The sequence below is a fragment of the Lentzea sp. DG1S-22 genome (assembly GCF_036321065.1).
GTDB lineage: Bacteria > Actinomycetota > Actinomycetes > Mycobacteriales > Pseudonocardiaceae > Lentzea > Lentzea jiangxiensis.
Genome location: NZ_CP143276.1, coordinates 1349939 through 1373578, shown reverse-complemented (window position 1 = coordinate 1373578; position 23640 = coordinate 1349939). Strand labels below are relative to the sequence as shown.

At 67.9% G+C, this 23640-nt stretch carries 25 protein-coding genes and 5 pseudogenes; 17 read left to right on the top strand and 13 right to left on the bottom strand.

The features are described from left to right. Positions 1–65: 65 nt before the first annotated feature. Positions 66–770: a DUF998 domain-containing protein gene (locus V1227_RS06020; protein ID WP_329791472.1), complete on the top strand. Its 705-nt coding sequence runs from the start codon at positions 66–68 to the stop codon at positions 768–770. Between the two features lie 367 nt (positions 771–1137). Here V1227_RS06020 and V1227_RS06015 read toward each other — a convergent pair whose 3' ends face one another. The 4 genes and pseudogenes from V1227_RS06015 to V1227_RS06000 all read right to left on the bottom strand — a co-directional run bounded on the left by V1227_RS06015 (position 1138) and on the right by V1227_RS06000 (position 3538). After that, entirely contained in the window at positions 1138–1872 is a 735-nt protein-coding gene (locus V1227_RS06015) for a hypothetical protein (RefSeq protein ID WP_329791471.1), read from the bottom strand. Beyond that, positions 1815–2252, bottom strand: coding sequence for a transposase (locus V1227_RS06010; protein ID WP_329791470.1), 438 nt, complete (start codon positions 2250–2252; stop codon positions 1815–1817). Before V1227_RS06010 ends, V1227_RS06015 begins: the two co-directional genes overlap by 58 nt. Positions 2253–2331: 79 nt before the next feature. Then, positions 2332–2529: pseudogene (locus V1227_RS06005) on the bottom strand (transposase); the annotation flags it as partial. A 580-nt stretch (positions 2530–3109) separates the two neighbouring features. Beyond that, positions 3110–3538: an ATP-binding protein gene (locus tag V1227_RS06000; protein ID WP_329791469.1), complete on the bottom strand. Its 429-nt coding sequence runs from the start codon at positions 3536–3538 to the stop codon at positions 3110–3112. 598 nt (positions 3539–4136) lie between these two features. Here V1227_RS06000 and V1227_RS05995 point away from each other — a divergent pair. The 5 genes from V1227_RS05995 to V1227_RS05975 all read left to right on the top strand — a co-directional run bounded on the left by V1227_RS05995 (position 4137) and on the right by V1227_RS05975 (position 7685). Beyond that, positions 4137–4481 carry a sigma factor-like helix-turn-helix DNA-binding protein gene (locus V1227_RS05995; protein ID WP_329791468.1) on the top strand — a complete coding sequence of 115 codons (345 nt, stop codon included), beginning with the start codon at positions 4137–4139 and terminating at the stop codon, positions 4479–4481. Between the two features lie 310 nt (positions 4482–4791). Beyond that, on the top strand, positions 4792–5475 hold the full coding sequence (locus V1227_RS05990; RefSeq protein ID WP_329791467.1) for a response regulator transcription factor: 684 nt from the start codon (positions 4792–4794) through the stop codon (positions 5473–5475). Then, positions 5472–6854, top strand: coding sequence for a sensor histidine kinase (locus V1227_RS05985; protein ID WP_329791466.1), 1383 nt, complete (start codon positions 5472–5474; stop codon positions 6852–6854). The genes V1227_RS05990 and V1227_RS05985 overlap by 4 nt, the downstream gene beginning before the upstream one ends. Before the next feature lie 202 nt (positions 6855–7056). Continuing rightward, complete coding sequence (locus tag V1227_RS05980) at positions 7057–7401, top strand: YidH family protein (RefSeq protein WP_329791465.1); 345 nt, start codon at positions 7057–7059, stop codon at positions 7399–7401. Continuing rightward, positions 7398–7685, top strand: coding sequence for a DUF202 domain-containing protein (locus V1227_RS05975; protein WP_329791464.1), 288 nt, complete (start codon positions 7398–7400; stop codon positions 7683–7685). The genes V1227_RS05980 and V1227_RS05975 overlap by 4 nt, the downstream gene beginning before the upstream one ends. On the opposite strand, the pseudogene V1227_RS05970 reads toward V1227_RS05975, so the two are convergent. The 5 genes and pseudogenes from V1227_RS05970 to V1227_RS05950 form a co-directional block, all read right to left on the bottom strand. Continuing rightward, positions 7620–8058: pseudogene (locus V1227_RS05970) on the bottom strand (prolipoprotein diacylglyceryl transferase family protein); the annotation flags it as partial. The gene V1227_RS05975 and the pseudogene V1227_RS05970 overlap by 66 nt on opposite strands. 258 nt (positions 8059–8316) lie before the next feature. Beyond that, positions 8317–8496 carry a hypothetical protein gene (locus V1227_RS05965; RefSeq protein WP_329791463.1) on the bottom strand — a complete coding sequence of 60 codons (180 nt, stop codon included), beginning with the start codon at positions 8494–8496 and terminating at the stop codon, positions 8317–8319. Between the two features lie 130 nt (positions 8497–8626). Next, positions 8627–9142 (bottom strand): hypothetical protein, encoded by a 516-nt coding sequence (locus V1227_RS05960; protein ID WP_329791462.1) that lies wholly within the window; start codon positions 9140–9142, stop codon positions 8627–8629. A gap of 86 nt (positions 9143–9228) precedes the next feature. After that, positions 9229–11214 carry an amino acid transporter gene (locus V1227_RS05955; RefSeq protein ID WP_329791461.1) on the bottom strand — a complete coding sequence of 662 codons (1986 nt, stop codon included), beginning with the start codon at positions 11212–11214 and terminating at the stop codon, positions 9229–9231. Positions 11215–11287: 73 nt separating this feature from the next. After that, positions 11288–12243 (bottom strand): annotated as a pseudogene (locus V1227_RS05950) (VWA domain-containing protein). A 124-nt stretch (positions 12244–12367) separates the two neighbouring features. On the opposite strand from V1227_RS05950, the gene V1227_RS05945 reads away from it, so the two are divergent. The 8 genes and pseudogenes from V1227_RS05945 (at position 12368) to V1227_RS05915 (ending at position 19286) form a co-directional block, all read left to right on the top strand. After that, positions 12368–13417: a magnesium and cobalt transport protein CorA gene (locus tag V1227_RS05945; RefSeq protein ID WP_329791460.1), complete on the top strand. Its 1050-nt coding sequence runs from the start codon at positions 12368–12370 to the stop codon at positions 13415–13417. Positions 13418–13486: 69 nt separating this feature from the next. Continuing rightward, positions 13487–14455, top strand: coding sequence for a VWA domain-containing protein (locus tag V1227_RS05940; RefSeq protein ID WP_329791459.1), 969 nt, complete (start codon positions 13487–13489; stop codon positions 14453–14455). 574 nt (positions 14456–15029) lie between these two features. Next, on the top strand, positions 15030–15218 hold the full coding sequence (locus V1227_RS05935; protein ID WP_329791458.1) for a hypothetical protein: 189 nt from the start codon (positions 15030–15032) through the stop codon (positions 15216–15218). A 10-nt stretch (positions 15219–15228) separates the two neighbouring features. Next, positions 15229–15573 (top strand): hypothetical protein, encoded by a 345-nt coding sequence (locus V1227_RS05930; protein ID WP_329791457.1) that lies wholly within the window; start codon positions 15229–15231, stop codon positions 15571–15573. After that, the gene (locus tag V1227_RS05925) at positions 15573–15893 is read left to right on the top strand and encodes a hypothetical protein (RefSeq protein ID WP_329791456.1); all 321 of its coding nucleotides are present in this window, start codon (positions 15573–15575) and stop codon (positions 15891–15893) included. Before V1227_RS05930 ends, V1227_RS05925 begins: the two co-directional genes overlap by 1 nt. Positions 15894–15923: 30 nt before the next feature. After that, positions 15924–16175, top strand: a pseudogene (locus V1227_RS40545) (IS110 family transposase); the annotation flags it as partial. A gap of 32 nt (positions 16176–16207) precedes the next feature. Beyond that, a pseudogene (locus V1227_RS05920) lies at positions 16208–16576 on the top strand (transposase); the annotation flags it as partial. A gap of 208 nt (positions 16577–16784) precedes the next feature. After that, positions 16785–19286: an ATP-binding protein gene (locus tag V1227_RS05915; protein WP_329791455.1), complete on the top strand. Its 2502-nt coding sequence runs from the start codon at positions 16785–16787 to the stop codon at positions 19284–19286. Here the strand turns inward: V1227_RS05915 and V1227_RS05910 are convergent. Continuing rightward, entirely contained in the window at positions 19279–19800 is a 522-nt protein-coding gene (locus V1227_RS05910; RefSeq protein WP_329791454.1) for a hypothetical protein, read from the bottom strand. The two genes, V1227_RS05915 and V1227_RS05910, sit on opposite strands and share 8 nt — an antisense overlap. Before the next feature lie 361 nt (positions 19801–20161). Between V1227_RS05910 and V1227_RS05905 the strand changes: the two genes are divergently transcribed. The 3 genes from V1227_RS05905 to V1227_RS05895 all read left to right on the top strand — a co-directional run bounded on the left by V1227_RS05905 (position 20162) and on the right by V1227_RS05895 (position 21432). Further along, positions 20162–20482, top strand: coding sequence for a hypothetical protein (locus V1227_RS05905; RefSeq protein ID WP_329791453.1), 321 nt, complete (start codon positions 20162–20164; stop codon positions 20480–20482). 380 nt (positions 20483–20862) lie between these two features. Next, a complete protein-coding gene (locus tag V1227_RS05900; RefSeq protein WP_329791452.1) occupies positions 20863–21216 on the top strand; it encodes a hypothetical protein in 354 nt (117 codons plus the stop codon). Between the two features lie 51 nt (positions 21217–21267). Beyond that, on the top strand, positions 21268–21432 hold the full coding sequence (locus V1227_RS05895; RefSeq protein WP_329791451.1) for a family 1 glycosylhydrolase: 165 nt from the start codon (positions 21268–21270) through the stop codon (positions 21430–21432). 52 nt (positions 21433–21484) lie between these two features. Here the strand turns inward: V1227_RS05895 and V1227_RS05890 are convergent, their stop codons facing one another. From V1227_RS05890 to V1227_RS05880, 3 genes are read right to left on the bottom strand one after another with little or no spacing between them, the layout of a single operon-like run. Continuing rightward, positions 21485–21898 (bottom strand): tyrosine-type recombinase/integrase, encoded by a 414-nt coding sequence (locus V1227_RS05890; RefSeq protein WP_329791450.1) that lies wholly within the window; start codon positions 21896–21898, stop codon positions 21485–21487. Next, positions 21895–23160 carry an MAB_1171c family putative transporter gene (locus V1227_RS05885; RefSeq protein ID WP_329791449.1) on the bottom strand — a complete coding sequence of 422 codons (1266 nt, stop codon included), beginning with the start codon at positions 23158–23160 and terminating at the stop codon, positions 21895–21897. Before V1227_RS05885 ends, V1227_RS05890 begins: the two co-directional genes overlap by 4 nt. After that, the gene (locus V1227_RS05880) at positions 23157–23633 is read right to left on the bottom strand and encodes a hypothetical protein (RefSeq protein WP_329791448.1); all 477 of its coding nucleotides are present in this window, start codon (positions 23631–23633) and stop codon (positions 23157–23159) included. The genes V1227_RS05885 and V1227_RS05880 overlap by 4 nt, the downstream gene beginning before the upstream one ends. Positions 23634–23640 lie beyond the last annotated feature (7 nt).

The following is a 23640-nucleotide window of genomic DNA, read 5'->3' as shown; positions in this document are numbered from 1 at the left end:
TGCGGCGACCAGGGTGTCGTCGATGCACGGTTAGAACCGGTGGCCGGTGTGGTTGAGGAGCGAGAATGGCGCGACCGGGCGATCTGAGACGGGAGCCGTTGATCACCGCAGCGGCGCTGTGGGCGTTGGGCAGTACCTGGTACCTGCTCTCGGAGGCCGTCGCGGCGTCCGCTTTTCCGAACTACAGCTATGCGCGCAACTACATCAGCGACCTCGGCGCCGTGCGGGAGGACGCCTTGGACGAGCGGTCGGTCGACTCGCCGCTGGCGGAGGTCATGAACCTCGGCTTCCTGCACCAAGGCTTGTTCTTCCTGCTCGGCGCGATGTTCGCGGCCCGGGCCCTGCCCGCCGGCCGGGGACGTTCGGCTTTCCTGGCACTGGCGGTCGTGCACGCGGGCGGCAACGCCCTGGTCGCCACCTTCCACAGCGGTCAGCAAGCGGCGGACGGCGGTACTGCCGCTCTCCACCCGGTCGGTGCGGTGATGGCGATCCTCGGCGGCAACCTCGCCACCCTGGCCGTAGCTCTTCTGCTTCGCCGGCACGCCGTAGCCCGCTTCACCCGGCTCGTCGGTTTCACGTTGAGCGGCATCGGCATCACCTCGCTGTTCGCACTCGGCGTCAACACTGCCGTCGGGAACCCCCTGCTGTTCGAGGACGGCACATGGGAACGCGGCTCCGTCTACGCGATCACCACCTGGCAACTCGCCGCCGCGGCGACCGTCTTCACCAAGAAGTGCTCCCGGACCGGCGAGGCTTCGGCTCCGAGGTGAAGCCATCGGTCCGTTCGGCACCCCACAGATCAGAGTGACCGCCAGGACCACGCATATGGGCCAACATGGGCAACGGCTTCGCCTCGTTCATCTCCGGCTGGGCCGGCGGAGTGGATCTCGAGTTCGACCGCCTGTTCTCCCCTGACAACGAGCGCGCGGCGGTGCTGCTGAACGAAGGTGTCGCGGCGCTGCCGTGGCTGGTCATCGGCGCGTTGATCATGAACCTGATCAGCCGCGTGGCTCTGCCGGTGGACGAGCGAGGGCGTGGTACCGGCGATCGATTTGGCGCTGACGGGTGTTCACCGTGGGACCAACGGCGTGATGGACCGCGCCGCCGCAGGCGCGATGCTCCTCTCGCGCCGCAGGATCACCGCGTTTGCGAGCGGTCCGTCCGCACTGCACTAGCTCGAGTTTTGACCTGTTCGACGGGGTCTCGGGTTGGTCGGCTGGGTCTTCTTGCCGTGTTTGGGTTTCTGTTTGTTCGCACTGGTGACGGTGTGGACGTCATGGCGTGTCGCGGGCTGGTGGTTGGGCAGTCCTGTGGGGCGTCCCGGGCCGGGCAGGGAGGGTTTCGGGACACGGCCGGACAGGCCAGTTGTGGACGCAGGTTCCGAAACCCCCGGCGGACCCTCGATGGACTTGGCCGTTGCGCCGGCCGGGATTTCTCCCGGGGGCCCAGGTCGACGGTGAGATCGCGGGCGAGGCGAAGCCGGGTGTATGCGGCCAGCAGCAGCCAGGTCCAGCGATCGGCCGCTTCGGGTGAGCGGAGTTTCGGGGTGGTCCAGCCGAGTGTCTGTTCGAGCATGCGGAAGGTGTGCTCGATGTCGAACCGGCGCAGGAACGCCTGCCAGGCCAGATCGACCTCGATCGCGGTGAGGCCGGTTTCCGAGTGCCAGAGCCACACGGGTTTCGGGATCGCGCCGGAAGGCAGTCGCTCGACCTGCAGCAGGATCACGGTGCCGTCGAGGATGGGCAGGTCACCGGTGTGGCCGGTCCAGGCGGTGCGGGAGGTGAGCTTGGGGTGCAGCCGGTCCCAGGCCCGGATCAGCGCCGGTCCGTAGAGCCGGGTCGTGGTCTCGAGGGTGATATCCGGCTCGCCCAAGTGTTCGGGTCACCGAAGGCGAACTCGGTGCCGTGGCGGGCAGGGCGGCCTGGGCTGGGGCTGCGCCGCAACGGCGGCGCGGGACGGCGCAGCACACGGTCTGAGCGCATCCGCACCAGCACGACGAGCGGGAGATCGGCCGGCACGTGCGCGAGCCGGGGTCCGTCGTAGCCGGCGTCGGCGACGAGCAGGATCTCCGGATCCCCCGGCTGCCAGTGCCCGGCGGTGATCAGCCGGTCCACGACGTCGCGGATCTGCCGGGCGGTCACGCTCGCGGCGTCGTCGCCGGGCACGAGTCGGACCGCGTCCAGCGGCGCGGTCCACGAATGACGTCCTGTTTCCAGGGCGGTGACGACGGAGTAGGGCCAGCCCGGCACCATGATGTGCTGGGTCCTTGCCCCGGCCGTAGGTGTGACACAGGATCCGCTGCGGGCACGTGTGCGCTTCCGGGCGCAGCCAGCAGGTCACGTCCACCGCCAGCACCAGCCGCCCGTCCGCGGCACGCGGCAGCGACACCCCGGTCAGGGCGGTGCGTAACCGGTCGAGGTCGACCCGGCCTCGGGCCAGCGCGGCGTAGCCGCTCCCATGCCCGCGGCGGTGCTCACCTGTGAGTGAGAGCTCCGCGACCGAGCGGACCGGACCGTCCGCGCACAGCACCGCGTCGGCCAGCTCGGACAACGCGTCCGCCCGCCGGGTCGGACAGCGGTAGAACTCCTGCCGCAACCCGGACAACTCCCGAACGCGGCGGCGCCGGAGGCATGGTGCACACTGATCAACTGAAGCCCTTGGTGACGATCTTCTTCCCTGGACAAGAAGAATGATCAACCAGGGTCTCGCCCAGCCGTTCAGAGGTTAAAACTCTAGCTCAACGCGTCGTTCGACATCGACGAGCCCGCGATCATGGAGACCTGAACTCGCTCACCGCAGGTGTCGGGGAGCGAGTTCGTGCTCGGTGACCTGTCTCGGCTTCAGGTGGCCCACGACGAGGTCGATCTGGTCGTGCGCGCTGGCACTGACCCGCGGTCCGGCACTCAATCCGGTGATGGCGGAGTTCGCCACGGTTCTGCGTCCAGGCGGACATCTGGTGATCGCTGACATGCACCCCGAGCGAGCGGCGCAGGGCTCGAACCCGACCATTCGCGGCGCTGACGGTGGGACTGCAAGCGAAACGGTCAGCGCTCTGGCGTGATCCTGGCGCCGGCGGCATTGCGCCACCTGTCCGGTGACCCAACCCCGGTCATCGGTGACCTGTTGAGGAAAGCCTGACCGCCTCCCCTGGGTCTGAGACTTCTGCCCACACCGTCTTGGCTGCGTTGCGCCGGCGGCAACCCCAATGGCTTGCCAGCCGGTTGACGATCAACAGACCGGCGCCGTCGGAATCGGGGTGACCGTGCCGTCCGAGCACCGGAAGACGCGTGGGGCTTGCGTCCTCGACCTCGATCCGGATAGCGCCTCTTTCTCGCACCAGATGAACGCAAAGACGGCGTGGACCGTCGGCGTGGTGATAAGCGTTCTCGACCAGCTCAGTCATGATGAGCAGTGCGTCCTCGACACGATCCTCGTTGACGCCGCTGAGCGCGTCACGAAGTCTACGCCGATCCTCGGCGACCGACAGGCTGCCGTCGAGCAGTTCACGCTCGACGAGCACGTCTGCGGATTCCTCCACTTGGCCTCCCTTGCCGAACCGAGCGCAGGAGAGTTCGACTCTCCCGAAATGATCTGCCCAAACGACTGCGGATCGGCGGAGTTGTGCCTGTCTTGACTATTTGATCGGTCATCGCGCAAACACTTAACACAGTGTCCTTCTTGCACGAAAGGTGGGTTCGACTTGATGATGAGCGAACCGCCGGCCGAGTCAGCGGTGGCGTGGCGCGAGCGGAGATCAAGGTGGAAGACGCCGTCATCGGTCCTCGCGAACTTGACGTCATCGGTCCGCATCCCTTGGCTTCCGAGCCCGACTCGGAGCTGGTGAAGCGTGCGGCCAGGGAAGATCGGACAGCGGTCGGGCTCGCCTGACGTTCGCGCGGCCTGTGGTGGTGCGGTACCGCAAGGGCGCGCCTCGGGTGGGACAACCGTGCATACCGCTCTGCCGACGACGTGGCACACGAAGTGTGTCTCGCCCTGGTGAAGGGTCTTCCCACTCACCGCGAGCAGGGAAAACCGCTTCTCGCGTTCGTGTGCGGGATCGCGGCGCGTCACCACGCTGAACCGGTCACAGACGCACCAGACGATGTCGCGACGGACCTACGCCGGAGAACTCCGTGATGCGACGAGAGCTCATGGACGGACCAGGCCTGCTGCTGGAGCGACTGCCTGCCCTGAAGCGCGAGATCCTGCTGCTCGGGGTCGTTTTCGGACTGTCAGCTCGCGAAACTGCGGAGACCCATGGGATCAACGCCGGTAGCAGTCCGCGTGACGCAGCATCGTGCGCCCAACACTCTCCGCGAACTCTGGCTCGAGACGCGTCAAGCCGAGAATCAGCTCGTGCGCAGGCGAATGCTGCACCGGCTTGTGGCCACGCCTACAGCATGTCGACCAACTGCGTCACCAACCTTGCGGATTCCTTACGAAACGCGTTGAAGGCGAGTGATGTCGATTCCTCTTCGTGATGGCGATCAGCGATCTGTAAGCATCTTGCAAGGTTGGACGCGCTACTTTGTTCGAGGTCTCCGCCCACATTCGCTGTCCCGCCTGGTCGGCGGTTCAGCACGTGATCGGTGGCCGTGCCCGACGGGGCGCAGGGGTGCGTGAAGCCGTGCAGGGCGGCTTCACCGCCCGTCCTGTCGCTCGCGGAGCCGCTCGTCCAACACTCAGACCCATGCGTCGTCCTCGTGGCGCTGCTTCTCGACGTCCCCCGAAACCACTGCGCGAGGCGACCGGTGGAAAGCTGCTCCTGCAAGGGAGCGAGGACACAGGGACATGGACTATCGCGTGCTGCTCGTCGAAGACGACGAGCGCATCCGGCAGGCGCTTGAGCTGTCATTGGGCGACGAGGGGTTCGACGTCGTCGAGGCGGCTTCTGGCGAGGAGGCGCTGTACCGGCTCGACAACGACGTGTTCGATGTCGTGCTGCTGGATCTGACGCTCCCCGGTGTCGACGGCCTGGCTGTCTGCAAGGCGCTGCGATCACGTGCCGACCTGAGGATCATCATCGTGACGGCCCGCACGGGCACGGCTGACGTGATCGCCGGGTTGGAGGCCGGCGCCGACGACTACGTCACCAAGCCGCTCGTCGCGAGCGAGCTGGCAGCCAGAATCCGGGCGCTGCTCCGGCGCCGTCGCACTGATCTGCAGAACGCCGTGTACCGCGTGGGCGATCTCGAGATCAGGCCGGACGAGGGAGTGGCTCGACGGGCCGGTGCCGACCTGCGCCTCACCAAGACGGAGTTCCGTTTGCTGGCGGAACTGGCGATCGCAGAGGGACGGATCGTGACCAGGGAGCAGCTGCTTCGTCGTGTCTGGGGCTACGACTACTACGGCGACACCAGACTGCTCGACGTCCACATCCGCCGGCTGCGTTGCAAGATCGAACGCGATCCCGACTCCCCTGAAGTGCTGATCACTGTCCGCGGCACCGGCTATCGGGTGGATCGGAATTCATGAGCGGCCGCAGGCGTCCGCAGCTCTCGTTGCGCTGGCGACTGGCGGCCGCTTTCGGCCTCGGCTCGTTCCTGCTGTCCACCGTGCTGGCGATGGCGACGTGGAACCTGTCTTCCGGATACCTGCTGCGCCAGCGGGAGCAGAGTGCGGTGCGGCAGGCCGAGGTCAACGCGAAGGTCATCGATGAGGAGTTGCGCCGCGGCGGCGAGGGCCTGGACAAGCTTCTCACCGGTCTGACCACGGGACCGGACTTGACGATCTTGCTGTACCACCCGGACGGATTGCGTTCCAGCGGCCGCCAGATCGACCCTTCGATCCTCCCGCCGAAGCTGCTCGAACTCACTCACAGCGGCATCCCCGCGAGACAGCGGATCGTGGTCGACGGCATTCCGGTCATCGCCGTCACGCTGCCGATCACCTCCGGCGACGTTCACTACGTGGAGTTGTCCCCCACGCTGCAGCTCGACCGCACGTTCCGCTTTCTCAGCGCCGTGCTCATCGCCGGCACAGTGGTGAGCGGACTGCTCGGCGTCGCATTGGGAGCGTGGGCGGGAAGACGGGCGCTGCGGCCGTTGTCGGAGCTCACCGCCGTGGCCCACCGCATCGCGGCAGGAGATCTCCGGTCGCGCATGCCCGAACGCTCGGATCCGGATCTCGCGCCGTTGGCCCGGACGTTCAACAAGACAGCCGACGAGCTCGAACAGCGAGCCTTGCGTGACGCCAGGTTCGCCGGTGACGTCAGTCACGAACTGCGCTCGCCGCTCACCACCATGTTGAACGCCGCCGAGGTGCTGCGCCGTCGACGGGACGAGATCCCCGGTACAGCGGGACGAGCGACCGACCTGCTCACATCCGAGGTGGACCGGTTCGCGCGCATGGTTGTCGATCTGCTGGAGATCTCCCGCTCCGATCAGCAGGAGGACGACCGTGCGTTGGAACCGGTCGACCTCGGAGGGCTCGTGCACAACGTACTCGCCACCCGATCCGACGAGGTCGTCCCGGAGGTAGAGGTGGACTCCTCCGCACCACTCGTGATCGCCGATCGCCGCCGTCTGGACCGCGTGGTCAACAACCTGCTCGACAACGCCGAGCGTCACGCCGGAGGTGCGGTTCGCGTGGCAGTCCTTCGCAGCGGCCGCAAAGTCCGCCTCGAGGTCGACGACCGCGGTCCCGGTGTTCCGGTCGAACTGCGTGAACGGATCTTCGAGCGGTTCGCGCGCGGCACTCGTGCGGGCAGCAGGGGAACCGACTCCGGCAGCGGGCTGGGTCTCGCTCTCGTCGCGGATCACGTGCGCCGGCACGACGGTCGCGCATGGGTACAGGAACGGCCCGGCGGGGGCGCGCGTTTCGTCGTCGAACTACCGGAGGCTTCCGCGCAATGAGCCGGACACTGTTGGCGTTGCTGATCGTCTGCCTCACGACCGGTTGTGGCGTGGCGGCACAGGAGGAGCCCGTTCTGATCACCTTCACGCACTCACCCGAGCCCACGCCTACCATCACGATCAAGCCCAGCGCGGCGCCGACCACCACGTCGAGTTCGCCCACATCGGCGACCACTGACACACGCGACAGGCAGGAGAGGCGATGACGGCCGAACGGCCGGACCACGAGCCCGACTACCGGTTCACGCTCGCCAACGAGCGCACGTTCCTGGCCTGGATCCGTACCGCGCTGGGCCTGCTGGCGGCCGGTGTCGCGGTGCGTCAATTCGTACCGCCGTTCGACTGGGCCGGAGCCACCACCGTGCTCGCGGTCGGGTGCATCGTCCTGGCCGCGATCGTCGCGGCCACCAGCTTCCCGCGGTGGCGGCGCGCACAGCAGGCCATGCGAGCGGGAGCCGCGCTGCCGCCCAGCCCCATGGTCGCGGTGCTGGCGGCTGGAGTGTTGGTGCTCGCGCTGCTCGCCGCAGTGCTGGTGGTCGCCGGATGAACCGTGACGCCGGCCTGCAGCCGGAACGCACGAGCTTCGCATGGCACCGCACCGCCTTGTCCGCTGCGGCGTGTTCGCTGCTCCTCGTCGGCGTGGCAGCACGACACGGCTGGGGCGTGGCGACGCTGCCTGCCGCGTGCACAGCCACGGTGTCGGCGGCGCTGGCGCTCCTCGGCCGTCGAGGACGACTCTCGCCCCGGCCGCGAGTCCTGCTCGTCCTTGCCGTCCTGGTCACCGGTGCGTGCGTGTCCGCTGCCCCTCTCGTCCTGGGCAACGGGATCTGACACCAGCACCTCGCGGTCCCCGCGATGCCGGGCCAGCACGAAGTACACCACCGCTCCGAGAAACACCAGGATTGACGTCCACACGTTGATCCGAACGCCGAGGACGTGCGTGGCATCGTCGGAACGCATCAACGCCTGCGCCACGACGATCGCCGATTTATGCGCCGACTCCTCCGAGGGCGATGGCACCCCAGATACCGAGGCCACCGTCCCAGATCTTCAGCACGTCCAGCGGGTTTTTGCCCTCACCGAAGTACCGGCAGTAGTCGGTCGCCACGTGGTAGAGCCGTCCACCGACCAGACCGAACGGCACCGCAATCACGGCTATGTCGGCCACCGCAACCAGTCGTCCCCGGTCTGCTTTGACCCGCCTCGATGGTCAAAGTCGGGTCATACCCGCGCAAAGAAGCCCATCAACTCAGCGTCTGTCCGTTCAGACGTCGAAAGCCACCGGTTGGAAGTCGCAGATCGCGGGCGGACACGCGATTCGAGCGCTTGAGGACCTGCTCCGACCATGAGCAGCTGCCGGGACGTTCCTCCACGCCGAACCGCAGTGCCGGTGCTCGACGACCGGAGCCGGCAAGGACCACATCGGCGGAGCGCCATCCTGCTCAGCCGTTGCGCGCCTGACTCAGGAGTGGACGCGCAGCATCAACACGAGACCTGTCGCGATGATCACCGTGATCAGCGCCAGTCCGGCCCAGCCACCCCAAGAAGCCAGAGCCAGCACGACCAGCGGAACGAGCACGAGCAGCCCGATCAGAACCGCCGGTCGGAGCACACCATCAGAGTCGAACAGCAGTCGGCGCATCGCCACAGCGTGGCAAACCGAGGAACACCACGCTCACCCGGCCTGTCCGCCGGTGCGATGCTCGCTCGAGTCAGGTCCGCTCGGTCCAGTGGATGTGCACTCCGCCATGGCATCCAGCTCCTCGGAGCTGTCACGCACCTGGTTCACCTGAACTCGGTGCGGTTCGGACGGAGTAGGTGAGCGGGAAGACCACACCCTCGCAAGCGGCGGGTAGTTCGCCAGTAATCCGGATCTTCATCACCACGTCCACCCACTTCCCGGGCGCGACGACGGTTGCCGCGTCCACGGGCTCGGCTTGGAGGAGGTCCGCCGGGCAGTCCGCCACCGGCTGCCGCGCCTCGTCCACCGGTTGACCGAACTCCGCCCGCAACTCGTCGAGCACGAGGTCGACCTCGTTCGGGTTGTTCAGCCGCACCGTTCTGCTGCTGTCGCCCTCCGCTGTCAGCGTCACCGGAGCACCGGAGATGTCCGTGATCTCGAGCGGCAGGAGGCCTGCCCGGTCGGATCGGTCATCACGTGTCACGTACGTCGTCGTGGTTCCTGACGACTCCGGCCACATCAGGTGCATCGCGGTCACCACGGCGACGCCTGCGACGAGGATCAGAACAGCGATGAGTACGTCCCTGTTCGGGCTCACCGAACGCATGTGACCACCTTGCTCAGTCGGTGGCACATTGTGGACCCGAGCGGATGTGGTTGTCGCATCCGCTCGGGTCCTGACGGTCGAGATGCTCAGCCGCCGACATGGATGCCAGGCCGTCGATCCGGGTCGGGTTCACTCGTGCGGATGATCTCCCGCACGACCGGGGCGGTGTCGCCGCGGCCGAGGAGCAGGTAGCGGAACAGGTGCCCCAGCGGGTTGCCCTCGCTCCAGGCGAAGTGGCAGTGCGGGCGGACCCCGGTGGTGTCGCGCAGGGCGAGGAGGATGGCGGCGATGGCGTTGGGCGCCGCCGGGCTGTCCGCTCGCAGGATCCGGTGCCCGTCCACCTCCACGCCGCGTACCTGAAGGACCTCGCTGAAGTCGGAGGGGTCGACGACGTCGATCTCCAGGAAGATCACGTCGGCTGTGCCGGGGACGGGGTTCGTCCCCCGCTGTTCGGCTTCCTTCTCGGTGTACTCGGCGCAGTCCCCCGCCTGGCGGCGGTTGGCGATCAGGGTCAGGTTGCCGTCGTGGGCGAGTGAGTCGGTGACGAAGCGGCGAGCGGGTTCGTCGAACTCGATGTGCTCCACGCGCAGCTCGGTGGTGCGGCTGACGCGGGAGACCAGCGAGATGGCGACGATGCCGAGGATGAAGAAGATCGAGATCGTGATGCCGTCGGGTTTCTCGATCACGTTCTCGACGAGGGCGTAGAGCAGCACCAGCGTCAGCACGGTGAAGGCGATCGCGTTGCGTCGCTGCCGGCGGCGGATCGCGGAGATCGTCACGGCGACCGACGCGGAAACCATCATGGCCAGGATGCCGGTGGCGTAGGCGCCGGCCTGGGCGTTGACGTCGGCCTTGAAGATGATCGTGACCAGGATGCAGATGGCGGTGTAGACGAGCACCACCGGGCGGACGGCCCGGGACCACTCCGGAGCCATGCCGTACGAAGGCAGGTAGCGGGGCACGATGTTGATCAAGCCGGCCATCGCGGAGGCGCCGGCGAACCACAGGATGAGGATGCTGCTGATGTCGTAGACGGTGGCGATGCCCTCGCCGAGCAGTTCGTGGGCGAGGTAGGCCAGGGCGCGTCCGTTGGCTTCGCCGCCGGGCTGGAACTTCTCCGCGGGGATCAGCACGGTGGTGACGAAGCTCGTGGCGATCAGGTACACGGACATGATGACCGCGGCCGCGGTGAGCAGCTTGCGGGTGTTGCGGACGCGGTCCTGCAACCGCTCTTGCGCGGTCCGGCCCTTCGAGGCGACCAGGGGCATCATGCTCACGCCGGTCTCGAAGCCGGACAAGCCGAGCACCAGCAACGGGAACGCCAGGATCGCCGGCCCGATCACGCCGACCACTCCCCCGCCGCCGGAGGTCAGCGCGTCCAGCCACCGGTCCAGCACCACCGGCTCGGCCAGCACCTCCACCACACCTGCGACCACGATCACGGCGTTGAGCAGCAGGAACACCGCGACCAGCGGGATGGCCACGCCGACCGCCTCGCTGAAACCGAGCAGGAAGACCCCGCCCAGCACGAGCAGCAGCACCACCGTCACGGTGACTTCGTGGCCGTGCAGGAATTCCGGGGCGTACGGGTTCTCCAGCAGGTGCACGGTGGCGTCCGCCGAGGACAGCGTGATGGTGATGATCCACGAGGTCGCGACGAACCCGAGCAGCACGAGCACGAAGAGCTTGCCGCGCCAGAACGGCAGCAGGTTCTCCAGCATCGCGACCGATCCCTGGCCGTGCGGGCTCTCCTTCGCGACGCGCCGGTACATCGGCAGCATCCCGAACAGCGTGAGGGCCACGATCAGCAGCGTCGCCAGGGGCGAGATCGCTCCGGCGGCCAGTGCCGCGATGGCGGGCAGGTAGGACAGCGTGGAGAAGTAGTCCACGCCAGTCAGGCACATCACCTTCCACCACGCCTGCGGCGCGGCGTGGTTTTCGTCGGCCGCTGGGCCGACCACAGGTTGCACCCGGTGCCGCAGCATCCACCGCCCCAGCCCGGTGGAGGGCGCGTGGGGCGGAACGGGGCTGTCCACGCGTTCGGGTATGGCGAACTGCGAGGTGTCGGTCATGGCGGATTCCCCCGTGGTGGGTCAGTGAGGTCGGGCGTGCAGAAGTGGCAAAAGAGCGCCGAAGCCCTGCGGGTCAGAGCAAGCGGCGGGTGAACACCAGGCCGGTGGCGCCGGCAGTTGCGGTGAGCAGGGTGGCCAGCGCGAACCAGGGTTTGCTGGCGTCGCCGGGCACGATCTCGTAGCCGATCTGCTCGCCGAGCGTGTCGTAGACCGAGCGGATCTCCTCCGCGCTCTCGGCTTGGTAGAAGTCTCCGCCGGAAAGCTCGGCGACCTGCTCCACCGCCTCGTTGTCGACCGGTACCCGCTGGCTGCGGCCCTCGATCTCCACGGTGCCGGTCTCGGTGCCGAACGAGGTGGTCGTGATCGGCACGCCGGCTTGCTTGGCCTCTGCGGCGACTTCGAAGACATCGCGGCCGACGGTTTGCTTGCCGTCGCTCATCAGCACGATGCGCGCCGGCGGGGGCCCTGAGCGTCGCCGAGCAGATCACCGAACTGCTCGACGGTTTTCAGCGAGGACGCCAGGCCCTCACCGGTGGCGGTCGCGGGACCGAGCCTCAATTCTTCGATGGCCTTGACCACTGGCTCCCGCTTGGTCGTCGGGGTGACCTGGATCGTGGCGGTGCCGGAAAACGTCACCAGGCCCAGGTTCACACCCGGTGTCAGGCCGCGAACGAACGACAACGCGGCCTTCTTCGCGGCTTCCAGGCGGCTCGGGCTGATGTCGGTGGCTTGCATCGACAGCGACACGTCCACCGTCAGCATCACCACGGCACGGTTGCGGGGTACGCGCTGGTCCGCCGTGGGCCCGGACAGCCCGACCGTCGACAGCGCGAGCCCGGCCAAGAGCAGTGCGGCCACGACGTGCCGGGGCCAACGAGGCGTGCGTGGCATCACCCGCTCCAGCATCTCCAGGTTGGCAAAACGCAGCACCTGCTTGCGGCGCCGCCGCTGCGCGCACACGTACCCGCCGGCCAGTGCTGCCACCACCACGAGCAGCACCAACCAGCCCGGAGAGGCCAGACCGTTCACAAGAAGCGAGTCAACCCGCGTCGAAGTCCTGCGCGTGTAAAGCCAGGAGCGGACAGCCGTAAGGATTCCGTAAAAATGGTCCCTTCGTCCCGAGCGCTTCTTTCGCTGAGGAAAGATCGCCGCTATGACGACCCCGGTTGGCGACAGCCCAGAGGTGACGGCTCCGACAGAGCGCGACCCCGTCCTGGCGTGCGGCGTCTACGTCGACGGTATGCGCATTCCCGGCGAGTGGTCGCCGACGCGGGCAGCGGCAGAGGTGCGCAGCCGCGGGGAAGGGTTCGTCTGGATCGGTCTGTTCGCGCCGGACGCCGAGCAGATCCGCGACGTGACCGAGGAGTTCGGCCTGCACGAGCTCGCCGTGGAAGACGCCGTGCACGCCCACCAGCGCCCCAAGCTCGAGCAGTACCCCGACAACCTGTTCGCGGTGTTCAAGACGGTCCGTTACGTCGAACACGACTCCCCCACGACAGCCAACGAGATCGTCGAGTCCGGCGAGATCATGGTCTTCCTCGGCCGCGACTACGTCATCACCGTCCGTCACGGCAACCACTCCTCGCTCGGCCACCTGCGCAAGGACCTCGAGCAAGAACCCGAGCGGCTCACAGCAGGGCCGGCGGTGGTGTTGCACGCCATCGCCGACCGCGTCGTCGACGGCTACCTGGAGGTTGTCGAGGCGTTCGAAGCCGACATCGACCTGGTCGAGAACGCGGTGTTCGCACTCCGCAGCGACATCGGTGTCGAGCAGATGTACCTGGTCAAGCGGGAACTCATGGAGCTCCGCCGCGCCGTCATGCCACTGATCAGCCCGCTGCGCAAACTCAGTGAAGGCCACTGCGGCGCGCTGGTCCCCGACACGCTGCGCTCCTACTTCCGCAACGTCAACGACCACCTCACGACCGTGGCCGAACGCGTCGTGAGCTTCGACGAGCTGATCACCACCCTCGTCGACGCGACGCTGGCCAAGGTTTCACTGCAGCAGAACAACGACATGCGCAAGATCTCCTCGTGGGTGGCGATCATCGCCGTGCCGACCATGATCGTCGGTGTGTACGGCATGAACTTCGACTACATGCCGGAACTGAAGTGGAAGTACGGCTATCCGATGATCCTGTCAATCACCCTCGCCGCGTGCCTGATGCTCTACCGGCTGTTCAAACGCAACCGATGGCTTTGACGAAGATCAGCCGAACACGCGACAGTCGCGTGTTTCCCAAGCACGACGACCACGAGGTTTGCTCTAGCGATGAGCGTTGACGGTTTCGCCGCCCCTGCCTGGTTCGGGTTGCTGGCCGCCGTGGCCGCACTCGCGGCCGACTACGTGCTCGCACAACGCCGGCGCCGCCGCCACGCGCTCCGCTTCGCCAACCTCGAGGTCCTCGACAGTGTCGCGCCCAATCACCCGAACCGGGCTCGTCACCTACCGGCGGCCGTCACGCTGCTCGCGCTGGTGATCTTCACGATCGGGCTGGCCGGTCCGACTGCGGAGGCGCAGGTGCCGCGTGACCGTGCCACGGTAATGCTCGTGCTCGACGAGTCGCTGTTCATGGATGCCACCGACGTCCCGCCGAGCCGCCTCGATGCGGTGAAGGCCGCGGCCACTGACTTCGTCAAGGGTCTACCGGCTCATGTCAACCTCGGGCTGGTGACCTTCGCGGGTATGGCGACCGTCCTAGTCGCACCGACTACGTTGCGCGACCCCACACTGCGCAGCATCGAGCAGATGAAGTTGCGCGAGTCCACCGCGACGGGTGACGCCCTAGCCGCTGCGTTCACCGCTCAGCAGCAGATCAGCGTCTTGCTGACCGGAGCAGACGGACCACCTCCGAGCCGGATCGTACTGTTGTCCGACGGCCGCAAGAACGTCGGCCGGGAGGTCGACGGCCCCGCCGAAGAATGCCGCGACGCCGGTGTCGAGATCGACACGATCTCCTTCGGAGCGGAGAACCCCGGAGTCACGGTCGACATCCAGGGCCGCCCGGTGCCGGTGCCGTCCGATCCGGCCACCATGCAGCGCATCGCCGAGATCACCAAGGGCAGTTGGTACGCCGCACCGAGCGCCCAGGCTCTGCAGGAGATCTACGACCGGATGGGCGGCCAGGTCGGCTACGAGACCAAGCAGGTCGACGCCGGCAAGCCATGGATGACGCTCGGCACCGCACTGTCCCTCGCCGGCGCGGCGCTCGCGCCGGCCTCCAACCAGCGCATCCCCTGAAGGGTTTCTCATGTCCGGCAACCACGTGCTGAGGATCGTTCTGGTGACCGCGCTGATCAGCTGGGTCGTCATCATCGTCGTTCTGATCAGTCAAACTCCATAGTGGACATATGGCTGTGAACCGCCACACCCGCGGTTACCCGGGACAAGCGTCCAGGAGTACGCTCGCCGAGGTTTGCACTAACCGACACACGGGAAGTGAGGTGAGCGGCACATGCCAGGCGACAGTACCCATGCCGGCAGGCACCCCCTCCCCACTTCCGAGGGTCCTCAACGCTGATTCATCGGCGTCGTCTCGCCTGCGGGCGGTCACGCTCAGGCTTGTGTGCGCACACCCCCTTGGTTCAGGGGAGTAGCGACATGACCACCAACACTTCAAGCGGCATGCTGCGCGCTCGTTAGCTGCGCGTCGACGGCAAGCTGGTCTGCACCTGACAGCCGACGTCCAGCGCATCCGCCGCGCCGCTGACACGGATGCCGCGCCCGGTCCGCCTCGCCGGCCGGCACCTGCCCGCCAGCCAGGCCGTCCTGCGCGCGCTCACCGACCGCATCGCGGCCTGAACGGGGATCGACCATGACGACGCTGACCAAAGCCACCCAGGGCAAATCCAAGCGACCCAACCTCGAACGCCAGGCACTGCTGTTCACGATCAGCCTGTACCTGTGCATCTGCGCGGCGTTGCTCGCGGTGCACTACCTCGCGCCCGAACCGCCGCCGGGCCCGAACACCGGAACCTCCTCCACCTCCCCGTTCAACCCCTGAGGAGTGACCCGTGCACCCCGACTCCACCAGCGCCAGGTTCGACCCGGAAGCGCTGCGCACGGTGTGGACGCAGGTCGCCGCCGACGCCCCGGACGCTCTCGCCGTGGTGGCGCAGTCAACCGGCGTCGACTTCGCCACCGCCGCCGGCCGTGTCTGGGAGACCGACGACTTCGTCTACCCGCCGGTCGTGGTCAACATCCGCAGCGGCGACACCATCCCGCGAAGCCGTCGTGTTCGCCCTCAGCCGCGACAAACTCATCACCTTGCAGCCCGCCAAGCACTTCGCAGTGTTCGACAAGGCCATCGCCAGGATCCGCCACACCCCGAAACTGATCGAGACCCCGCACGGGAGTGATGTACGCACTGCTGTACGCACTCAACGAGGCATCCGAACGGGTCATCGACTACGCCAGCGACGCGTTGGAGGCGATGAGCGACGAGATCGCCATGGCCACCAACGGATACGACCGGCGCGGTCGCGAGATCGGCGTCAGCGACATGCAGGACACCATCGAACGGATGAACGGGGCCGAGGAGATCGTCTCCAGATCCCAGGAGTCCCAGCTGCTCCTGGCCGCCCTCGTCGGGACCGCCGCCGAATCATCGGATGACCCTAAGTTCGTGGGTGTTCAGGGATGGGTTCTCTGGACGCCCAGGACGGTGGGGCGTGACTGATCGGATGATGCGATCTATGGCTCCCGGAGGATGGTCACCCTGCCGTCGGGGACACCCCGGCCGCTGATTGAGATGTGTTGCGAGAAGTCGCTGTTTAGGGGCATGCAGGCGGGGTCGTCCGCGGGATCGGAGGAGCACGAGGACGGGAGATGGAGCCGCATGGCGCTGCCCGAGGTGGCCTGGATCGGCGTCGACGTCGGCAAGGTGTCGCATCACGCGACGGCTGTCGATGAACAGGGAACGGTTCTGTGGTCGCGGCAGGTGCCCAATGACCAGGCCGCGATCGAGCAGCTCGTCACCAAGGCGGGCACGACGGCGTCGCAGCCGTGCTGGGCGCGGAGTTCCTCGCGATCACCGCCGGCGACCTGGCCGCCTTCGGCAGCGCCGCGCGCCTGGCCACCTACGCCGGACTGGCCCCGGTGCCCAACGACTCCGGCCGCCGCAGCGGCGTGCTGCACCGGCCACGGCGCTACCACCGCCGGTTGCGGCACGTCTTCTACGTGGCGGCGTTTTCCAGCCTGAAGACCGACGGCCCGTCGCGCACCTTCTATCAGCGCAAGAGATCCGAACGACAGCGACACACCAAAGCGATGGTCGCCCTGGCCCGCCGACTGGTCGATGTCTTGTGGGCCATGCTCCGCGACAACCGGCCCTGGCAACCCACCGCGCCGGCTACTGCTTGACACGGTCATTGAGATCCTCCAAAGATCCACGCGCACGCCGTTCTGAAGTGAACGGTGGAGGAACTCAACAACGACACCTCACCGACCGGGCCGCCACGCTGACCTGTTCGCGGTGGGGTGGACGGCTCCCCATCGCCGATAGCAGACTGTCGCCCGGGGTGGGATGCGCGTGGAGAACGCGATGCGAGAAGGACCGGATCCTCGGCGGGTGGCAGACCTGCCCGGTCTGATCCGGGAATTGGATCTGCTGCGCTGCCGCGCGGCCACGGGTACCTCCAAGGCGCGGGTGAGCATCGCGCGCTTGGCCGAGATGGCAGGCCTTCCCCGGTCGACGGTGCACACCTACGTGACGGGGCGGGCATTCCCGGCCGCGGACGTGTTGGACCAGCTGGTCATCGCGTTGGGTGCGACACCGGCCGAGCTGTCGGCTTGGGGCGACGCGTGGTTCCGCGTCGCGGCGGCAACCGGTGGGCCCCGGCCGCGCACCACCGTCCCCCGCCAGCTGCCGGCGGTGGTCGACCCGTTCGTCGGCAGACACGTCGAGGCCGCGCTCATGGATGAGGTGCTGCGGTCCGCAGCCGGGTCGCCGATCCTGGCCGTGACCGGAACCGCGGGGGTGGGCAAGACGGCCCTGGCGGTGCGCTGGGCACACCAGGTGGCGGATCGGTTCCCCGCCGGTCAGCTGTACGTGGACCTGCGTGGCTACGACCCGGCGGACCCGGCGCGGCCGGAGGAGGTGCTGGGCCGGTTCCTGCGAGAGCTGGGCGTGGCGGTGGAGGACCTGCCTGCGGGGTACGGCGAGCGCTCCGCCCGCCTGCGCACGGAGCTGGCCGACCGGCGCGTGCTGCTGGTCCTGGACAACGCGCACTCCGCCGAACAGGTGCGCGACCTGCTGCCTGGGACGCCGGGGTGCGCCGTGGTGGTCACCAGCCGGGACGCGCTGACCGGGCTGGTGGCGCGCGACGGTGCCCACCGCGTGCCACTGGAGCTGCTGCCGACTCCGGCGGCGGCCGAGTTGCTGCGCACGTTGATCGGTCGCCGCGCGCAGGACGATCTCCACGCCGTCGACGAGCTCGCCGAGTGCTGCGCCCACCTGCCGCTGGCGTTGCGCATCGCCGCGGAGTACGTGCGCGCCCACGAGGGAACGAGCCTGCCCGAGGTCATCCATGAACTGCGTGATGAGCACCGCCGCCTCGCCGTGCTGAACGCGGGCGGTGACGTCCGAGCCGAGGTGGAGGCCGTCTTCTCCTGGTCGTACCGGCACCTCGGGCGCGCGGAGGCGGAGCTGTTCGGCCTGCTGAGCGTCCACCCAGGCGCGGAGTTCACCGCCGAGTCGGCGGCGGCGCTGGCGGATCTGCAACCCGACGTGGCGGCCAAGCTGATCGCCCAGCTGGTCCAGGCGCACCTGGTGAGCGCCATCGGCGCGGACCGGTTCGCGATGCACGACCTGTTACGTGCCTATGCGGCCACGGTGCGCACGGCCCGCGTCGACGACGCCTTGCAGCGGCTGCTCACCTTCTACGGTCACGCCGCCACCACCGCCATGGACACGCTCTACCCGGCCGATCGTGACCGACGGCCCCGTCTGCCCGCGCCGGCGACGGCACCGCTCGCCCTGACCGAGCCCGGCGCAGCGCAGAGCTGGCTGGACGCCGAGCGCGCCACCTTGATCGCCGTCGTCGCGCTGACCGAACGACGGGGCTGGACCGACTGGACCGCGCACTTCGCGGCGACCCTGTGGCGTGACCTGGACGCCGGCGGGCACGGCGCGGAAGCACTGACCGTGCACCACCACGCCCTCGCCGCGGCCGAAGCCAGAGGAGACCGGGACGCCGAAGCCACCGCGTTGCGCAACCTCGCCACCGCGTTGCGCGGCACCGGCAACTACCGGGACTCCCTCAGCTACACCCGGCGGTGTGCCGAACTGCGGCGCGAACTCGGCGACGAACCCGGCGAAGCGGCCGCGTTGAACACCATGGCGATCGTGCAGGGCCTGCTCGGCCACTTTGACGACGCGATCGCCTGCTACCACCGGGCGCTGACCATCCGCCGACGCACCGGGGAGCATCGCAGCGAGGGCGCGGTGCTCCTCAACCTCGCTGCGACCTCCATGCGCGCCGGGCGCCTCGACGACGTTCCCGAACACCTCGACCGCGCACTGGCGCTGTTCCGCCTTGTCGCCGACGAGGTCGGCGAAGCACACGCCCACAACAACCTGGGCACCTACCACCGCCACGTCGGCGATCCTGAACGGGCGCTGGCCCACCACTCCTGCGCGCTGGCCGGATACCGCGCATGCGGCAACGTCGAAGGCGAGGTCAACGCGCTCAACGGCCTCGGCCGCGACCACGCGTCGGCGGGCAACCCGGCCAAGGCCTTCGAGCTGCACGAACAGGCCCTTGCCGCCGCTCGCGACGGACACCACGTCACGGTCGTGGACATCCACAACAGCATCGGAGAGGCGCTGCGTGCGCTCGACCGCCATCCGGAGGCCCGCCCGCACCACTCGGCCGCACGCGAACTGGCCACCGAGTCCGGTGACCAGTTCGAGCGGGCGCGAGCGCTCGCCGGGCTCGCCGAATGCAATTACACCGATGGCGACCTGGACACGGCGCGCGAGCTGTGGTTCGAGGCGCTGGGGGTGTTCACCCACCTCGGTGTCCCGCAAGCCGCGGACGTCCGGGCCCGGCTGGATCGGGCCGTCACGTGAAGTAGAACGACCTCGCCCGGTTGTCCCAGTTCCCCCCACCGGTGCAGGTGCGCAGGTCGGCGCACGTCCCGCCGACGAGGATCACCGTGTTGCCCCGGAACCCGAAGTCGTCGGCCAGCCACAGCACACAGTTCACGCCGGGACGCACGACCACCGAGCTGATCGTCCGGTCCAGGGCGACCCCGGTGTTGTAGCGCTCCTGCCGCAGGTCGCCGCTCGACCCTTCGTGGCCGTCTGCGGGCAGCGTGCAGTAGTCGCGACCGTAGGCGCTGGCGAAGTTCCGGTAACCGCTTGCCCCCTTCGCGCCGTAGCCGTTGAACATCGTCACCAGCGTGATGCTCTGGACGCCGGCTTCGTAGTTCCGCAATGCCGCCTCGGTGTCGAAGCACTCCACCTTGCCGGTGTCCAGGCTCTGGTGGCAGAAGTTCTCGGCCGCCGCCTGGGCCGGGACGGTGGCCGCCGTCAGAACCCCGCAGGCGATGGCGAACACCGCCAGTACTTTCCGTGTGATCATGCCGCTCCCCTTTCGAACCCCGGATCCATGTCCGGCGCAGGCGAGTCAACAGTTGCAGCCACCCCGGAACACCCGTCCTGGACTTTTCTGGACGATGCGGATTTCTCCGTCCAGGAAAATCCAGGACCGGTCGCGGTTACGCCGGCGCGTGGTGGGCTGAAGGCACCGGCTCATCACAGAGAAGGGATCGACCATGCGTGGACTCGTCCTCAGTGTCCTGCTCATCGCTTCGGCGCTCACGGCGCCCGCAACAGCAGTCGCCGAACCCGCCCAGGCCGCAGGAACCGCCGCCGTGAACTGCGCTGGATGGCCGCTCATATCGGCTCAACACGTACGCCTCACCAACGGCTCCGGAACGAGCGTGGGCTCCATCCAGCTGTGCCGCAAACCGCACTACACGGGCGGCTGGGAGTACTTCTCCCGGCTGGAGATGTACGACCCGTTGCCCGCAGGACGTCTGGCGAGCGGGTACATCTACTACACCAGGCTGGGCAGCGGTCCCGACTACCTCAGTTGTGACAGCCACGTCGGTGCGATCAAACCCGGTGGCACGCTTTGCTACTCCACAGACGTGCTGAACGACGAGCTGATCGTCGACCTCCGAGCGACCGGCAGAGCGTGGTACTGGAATGGGACCGACTGGGTGCTCTACGCACAGGGCACGACCGCGTGGTTCGACTGAGTCTCGGCGGGTCACCCTGGGCCGTACCTGGTTCACGCCGCGCATCGCGCACGGAGCCGAAAGGGCTCGTCGAACGGGTGCGCGACCGCGACGACCGTCGAGTCGTCCGCTCCAGCTCACGAGCAAAGGCCTGGCCGTCATCGACGGCGTCACACCGCACTACCTGGCCGCGGAGGCCGGCCTCCTGTGCGCCTTGGGCCCCTCCTGCCACGAGCGACTCATCGATCTGCTCAGTACTCCGCTCATCGGCTGCGAGCAGCGCGTTGACGACGACTGGACCTGACACCGGCCCGATCCGGCGCCTGTCCGGGGTTGATCTCCATCAAACTGGAGGTTCTAGTGTCGGCGGTATGACAGGAACACTGCTTTTCCACAACACCATGCGCATCCGCGAGGGACACTTGGACGAGTTCCGCGCGGCGATCGGAGAAGCCGTCGAATTCGTCCGCGAGCACGGTCCGCAGTTGATGGTGGAGGTGTTCATCGATGCCGACGCGATGCTGGCGCACAGCTTCCAGTTGTACGCCGACGATGAGTCGGTGCTGAAGCACTGGGAGCTCTCGGATCCCTACATCCGCGAGGTGATGGAGCACTGCTCGGTGGAACGGTTCGAGGTGTTCGGCCGGCCGGGCGAGCAGGTGCTCGCGGGACTGCGCACACCCGACGGGGAGTCCTTCGCCACGACCATCACCCCGCGCCTTACCGGCTTCACCCGCATGGCCTCAAGCCGCTGACGCCCACTGCAGCGGGTCTGGGGGTTGCACCTTTCCAGGGAATGCCGATGCGTGCTCAAGCAGATGGCAGGACACGTCCGCCTGGGGCACTTTCTCCCACCGCCCGGTGCCGTGGCGAACGGCGACGTGGCGATAATCGCGGGCTTGGGGGTCGGCAAGTACCGCTTCTCCGTGTCGTGGCCGCGCATCCAGCCCGGCGGCCGCGCGGCCCGGTGAACAGGAAGGGCGCGGAAGCCCAGCGAGCAGCCGGACCCGCCGTCGACGTTGATCAGAAGCGTCGCCGGCGGGTGTGTGACTCGGATGTCGCCGAATCGGCAACGGCTTTGTCCCAGCGGTCCTGCAGCCCGGTGATGAGCCGGTGTTCGACTTCGGCGACGATGTGGGAGTAGACCTCCTGGATCTTGTCCTCGAGGGTGTGCCCGAGGCGGGCGGCTTGGGCGATCTCGGGCACGCCGTCGGCGATCATCCACGTCTTGTGGCTGTGGCGGAAGCCGTGGAAGGTCAGCCCGGGTTGGACCGGCTCGATCCGCACGGGCGGCGCGGTCCGTTTGAGGTTGCCGTCGGCGGCGGGGCGCATGGCTCGGCGGGAGAAGGTGGAGCGGCGCAGGTATTCCCCTTCGGCGGTGGCGAAGACGTGGGTGTGGTCGTGGCTGTCGAGGTGTCGGCGCAGTAGGGGGATCAAGGAGGGTGGAGGGTGATGGTGCGCGCGGATTCGGCGGTCTTGGGTGGGCCGAGTTCGAAGTGGCCGTTGAGCTCATGGAGCGCGCCGATGTCGGGGTCGATGACGATGCACGCGTCGTCGAGGTGGGTGTTGTGGCGTTGCAGGCCGGTCAGTTCGCCCCAGCGTGCCCCCGTCCAGGCGGCAGTGATCATGAGGGTTGAGGTTCCCCGACAACTCGGAGGGTCACCACCGCTGATCCGGGCGGAGACAGCGGCAGCGATGGCGGTGGCCTCGGCGACGGCCTGCGCATCGTCCTCGCTCAGGCCGGACCGGACCGCGTGTGCCCTGGCAAACTGGACGGTGCTCTCGCAGAGGTGCCCGTGCAGCGGCCCGACCAGCACGTCGCGGATGCCGATGACCCGCTGCCGCAGCCGGGAGTTCCGCGTGCGCAGGCCCGCGAGCGGCGTGGCCGTGCGCACCGGCTCGAGTGCGTTCCACAGCGGCGTCAGCTGGTGGTAGGCCCGCCTCCGGCGCCAGTACCCGGCCACGCGCGGTCCCCAGGACGGGATGGTCATACCGATCACCAGGAAGCACACGCCGGGAGCGGAGAAGAGGAACTGGATGCCGTGCACCCCGTTCTCCTCGTAGGGCGGCGTGTACCCCACGCTGACGACCGTTTGATACGCCACTTTGTGGATCAGCATGACCAGCCAGATCAAGCAGCCGAGCCCCATGAGGCGCACGCCTATCCGCAGATATCTGCGCTCGATGGCCGCGCTGCGCCACCGCACGAGCAGGATCTGGACCAGGACGATGATGTTGTGCGTCTCCCACACGAGGTCGTAGAACAGGACTCCGAGATCGCGGGTCCCGCTCGGCCCGACGATCGGCAGTCCGGTGCGCAGCGGGCCGATCACGTAGCCGATCAGCAGCAGCGGGAGTGCCACCCCGAACAACACCCGGCTGAAGCGCAGGCGTCGCCGCAGGTCGTCGGCGGTCGCGGAGACGCGGATGACGAACTGGTGGGCGTGGAAGGACATTGCCATCCACGCGGTGTGCTGGATGACCTGGGGCAGGCTGGGAACTCGTCCCAGCAGGTCGTGGACCAGCCAGCAGACCGGCGCCCACCCGAGCAGGTACAGCAGGGACAGGTGGACCATCGTCAGCGTCAACGCTCTGCCGGCGGGCGCCTGGTGGTCCTCACGCCAGGTCGCCGCCCGGTAGACGACCGCGGCGGCGACGGTCACGAGTGCGAAGAGGTGGACGAGGCTCGCCGCGCTCATTCCATCGCCAGGCCCAGCCGGCCACCCATCCCCGGTGGCCGATCCCCCGCGCGTCGCGGTCGCGCGTCGAGCAGCTCGGAGATCAGGTAGGCCACAGTCTCCGCTTCGGTCTCGTGCTCGGCGGAGAAACCCGCGTGGTGCCGGGCCAGCATGATCTCGAGGGTGGTGGCGCTCAGGTCGGGGAAGACACCGGACAACGCCAGGTCGACCGGCTCGGAGCCGGGGTGGTCGCACAGGATGTGGCCCAGTTCTTGCAGCACGATGTGGGCCTGGTGCACCGACGTGGTGAGGGTGTCCTTGGTGGGGTTGACGTTCTTGCCGGACCTCAGCGCGGAGAGCAGGCCGGTGGACAACCCGGTCGCCTTCGCCACCTCGGGGTGCGTGAACGGTTTGCGGTCTCGCGGGTGCACCTCGCGAAAGAGGTGGTCCACCTTCTCCGCGAGGGTCCGCGGGCCCGAATGGCGATCGTTCACGGCCTAC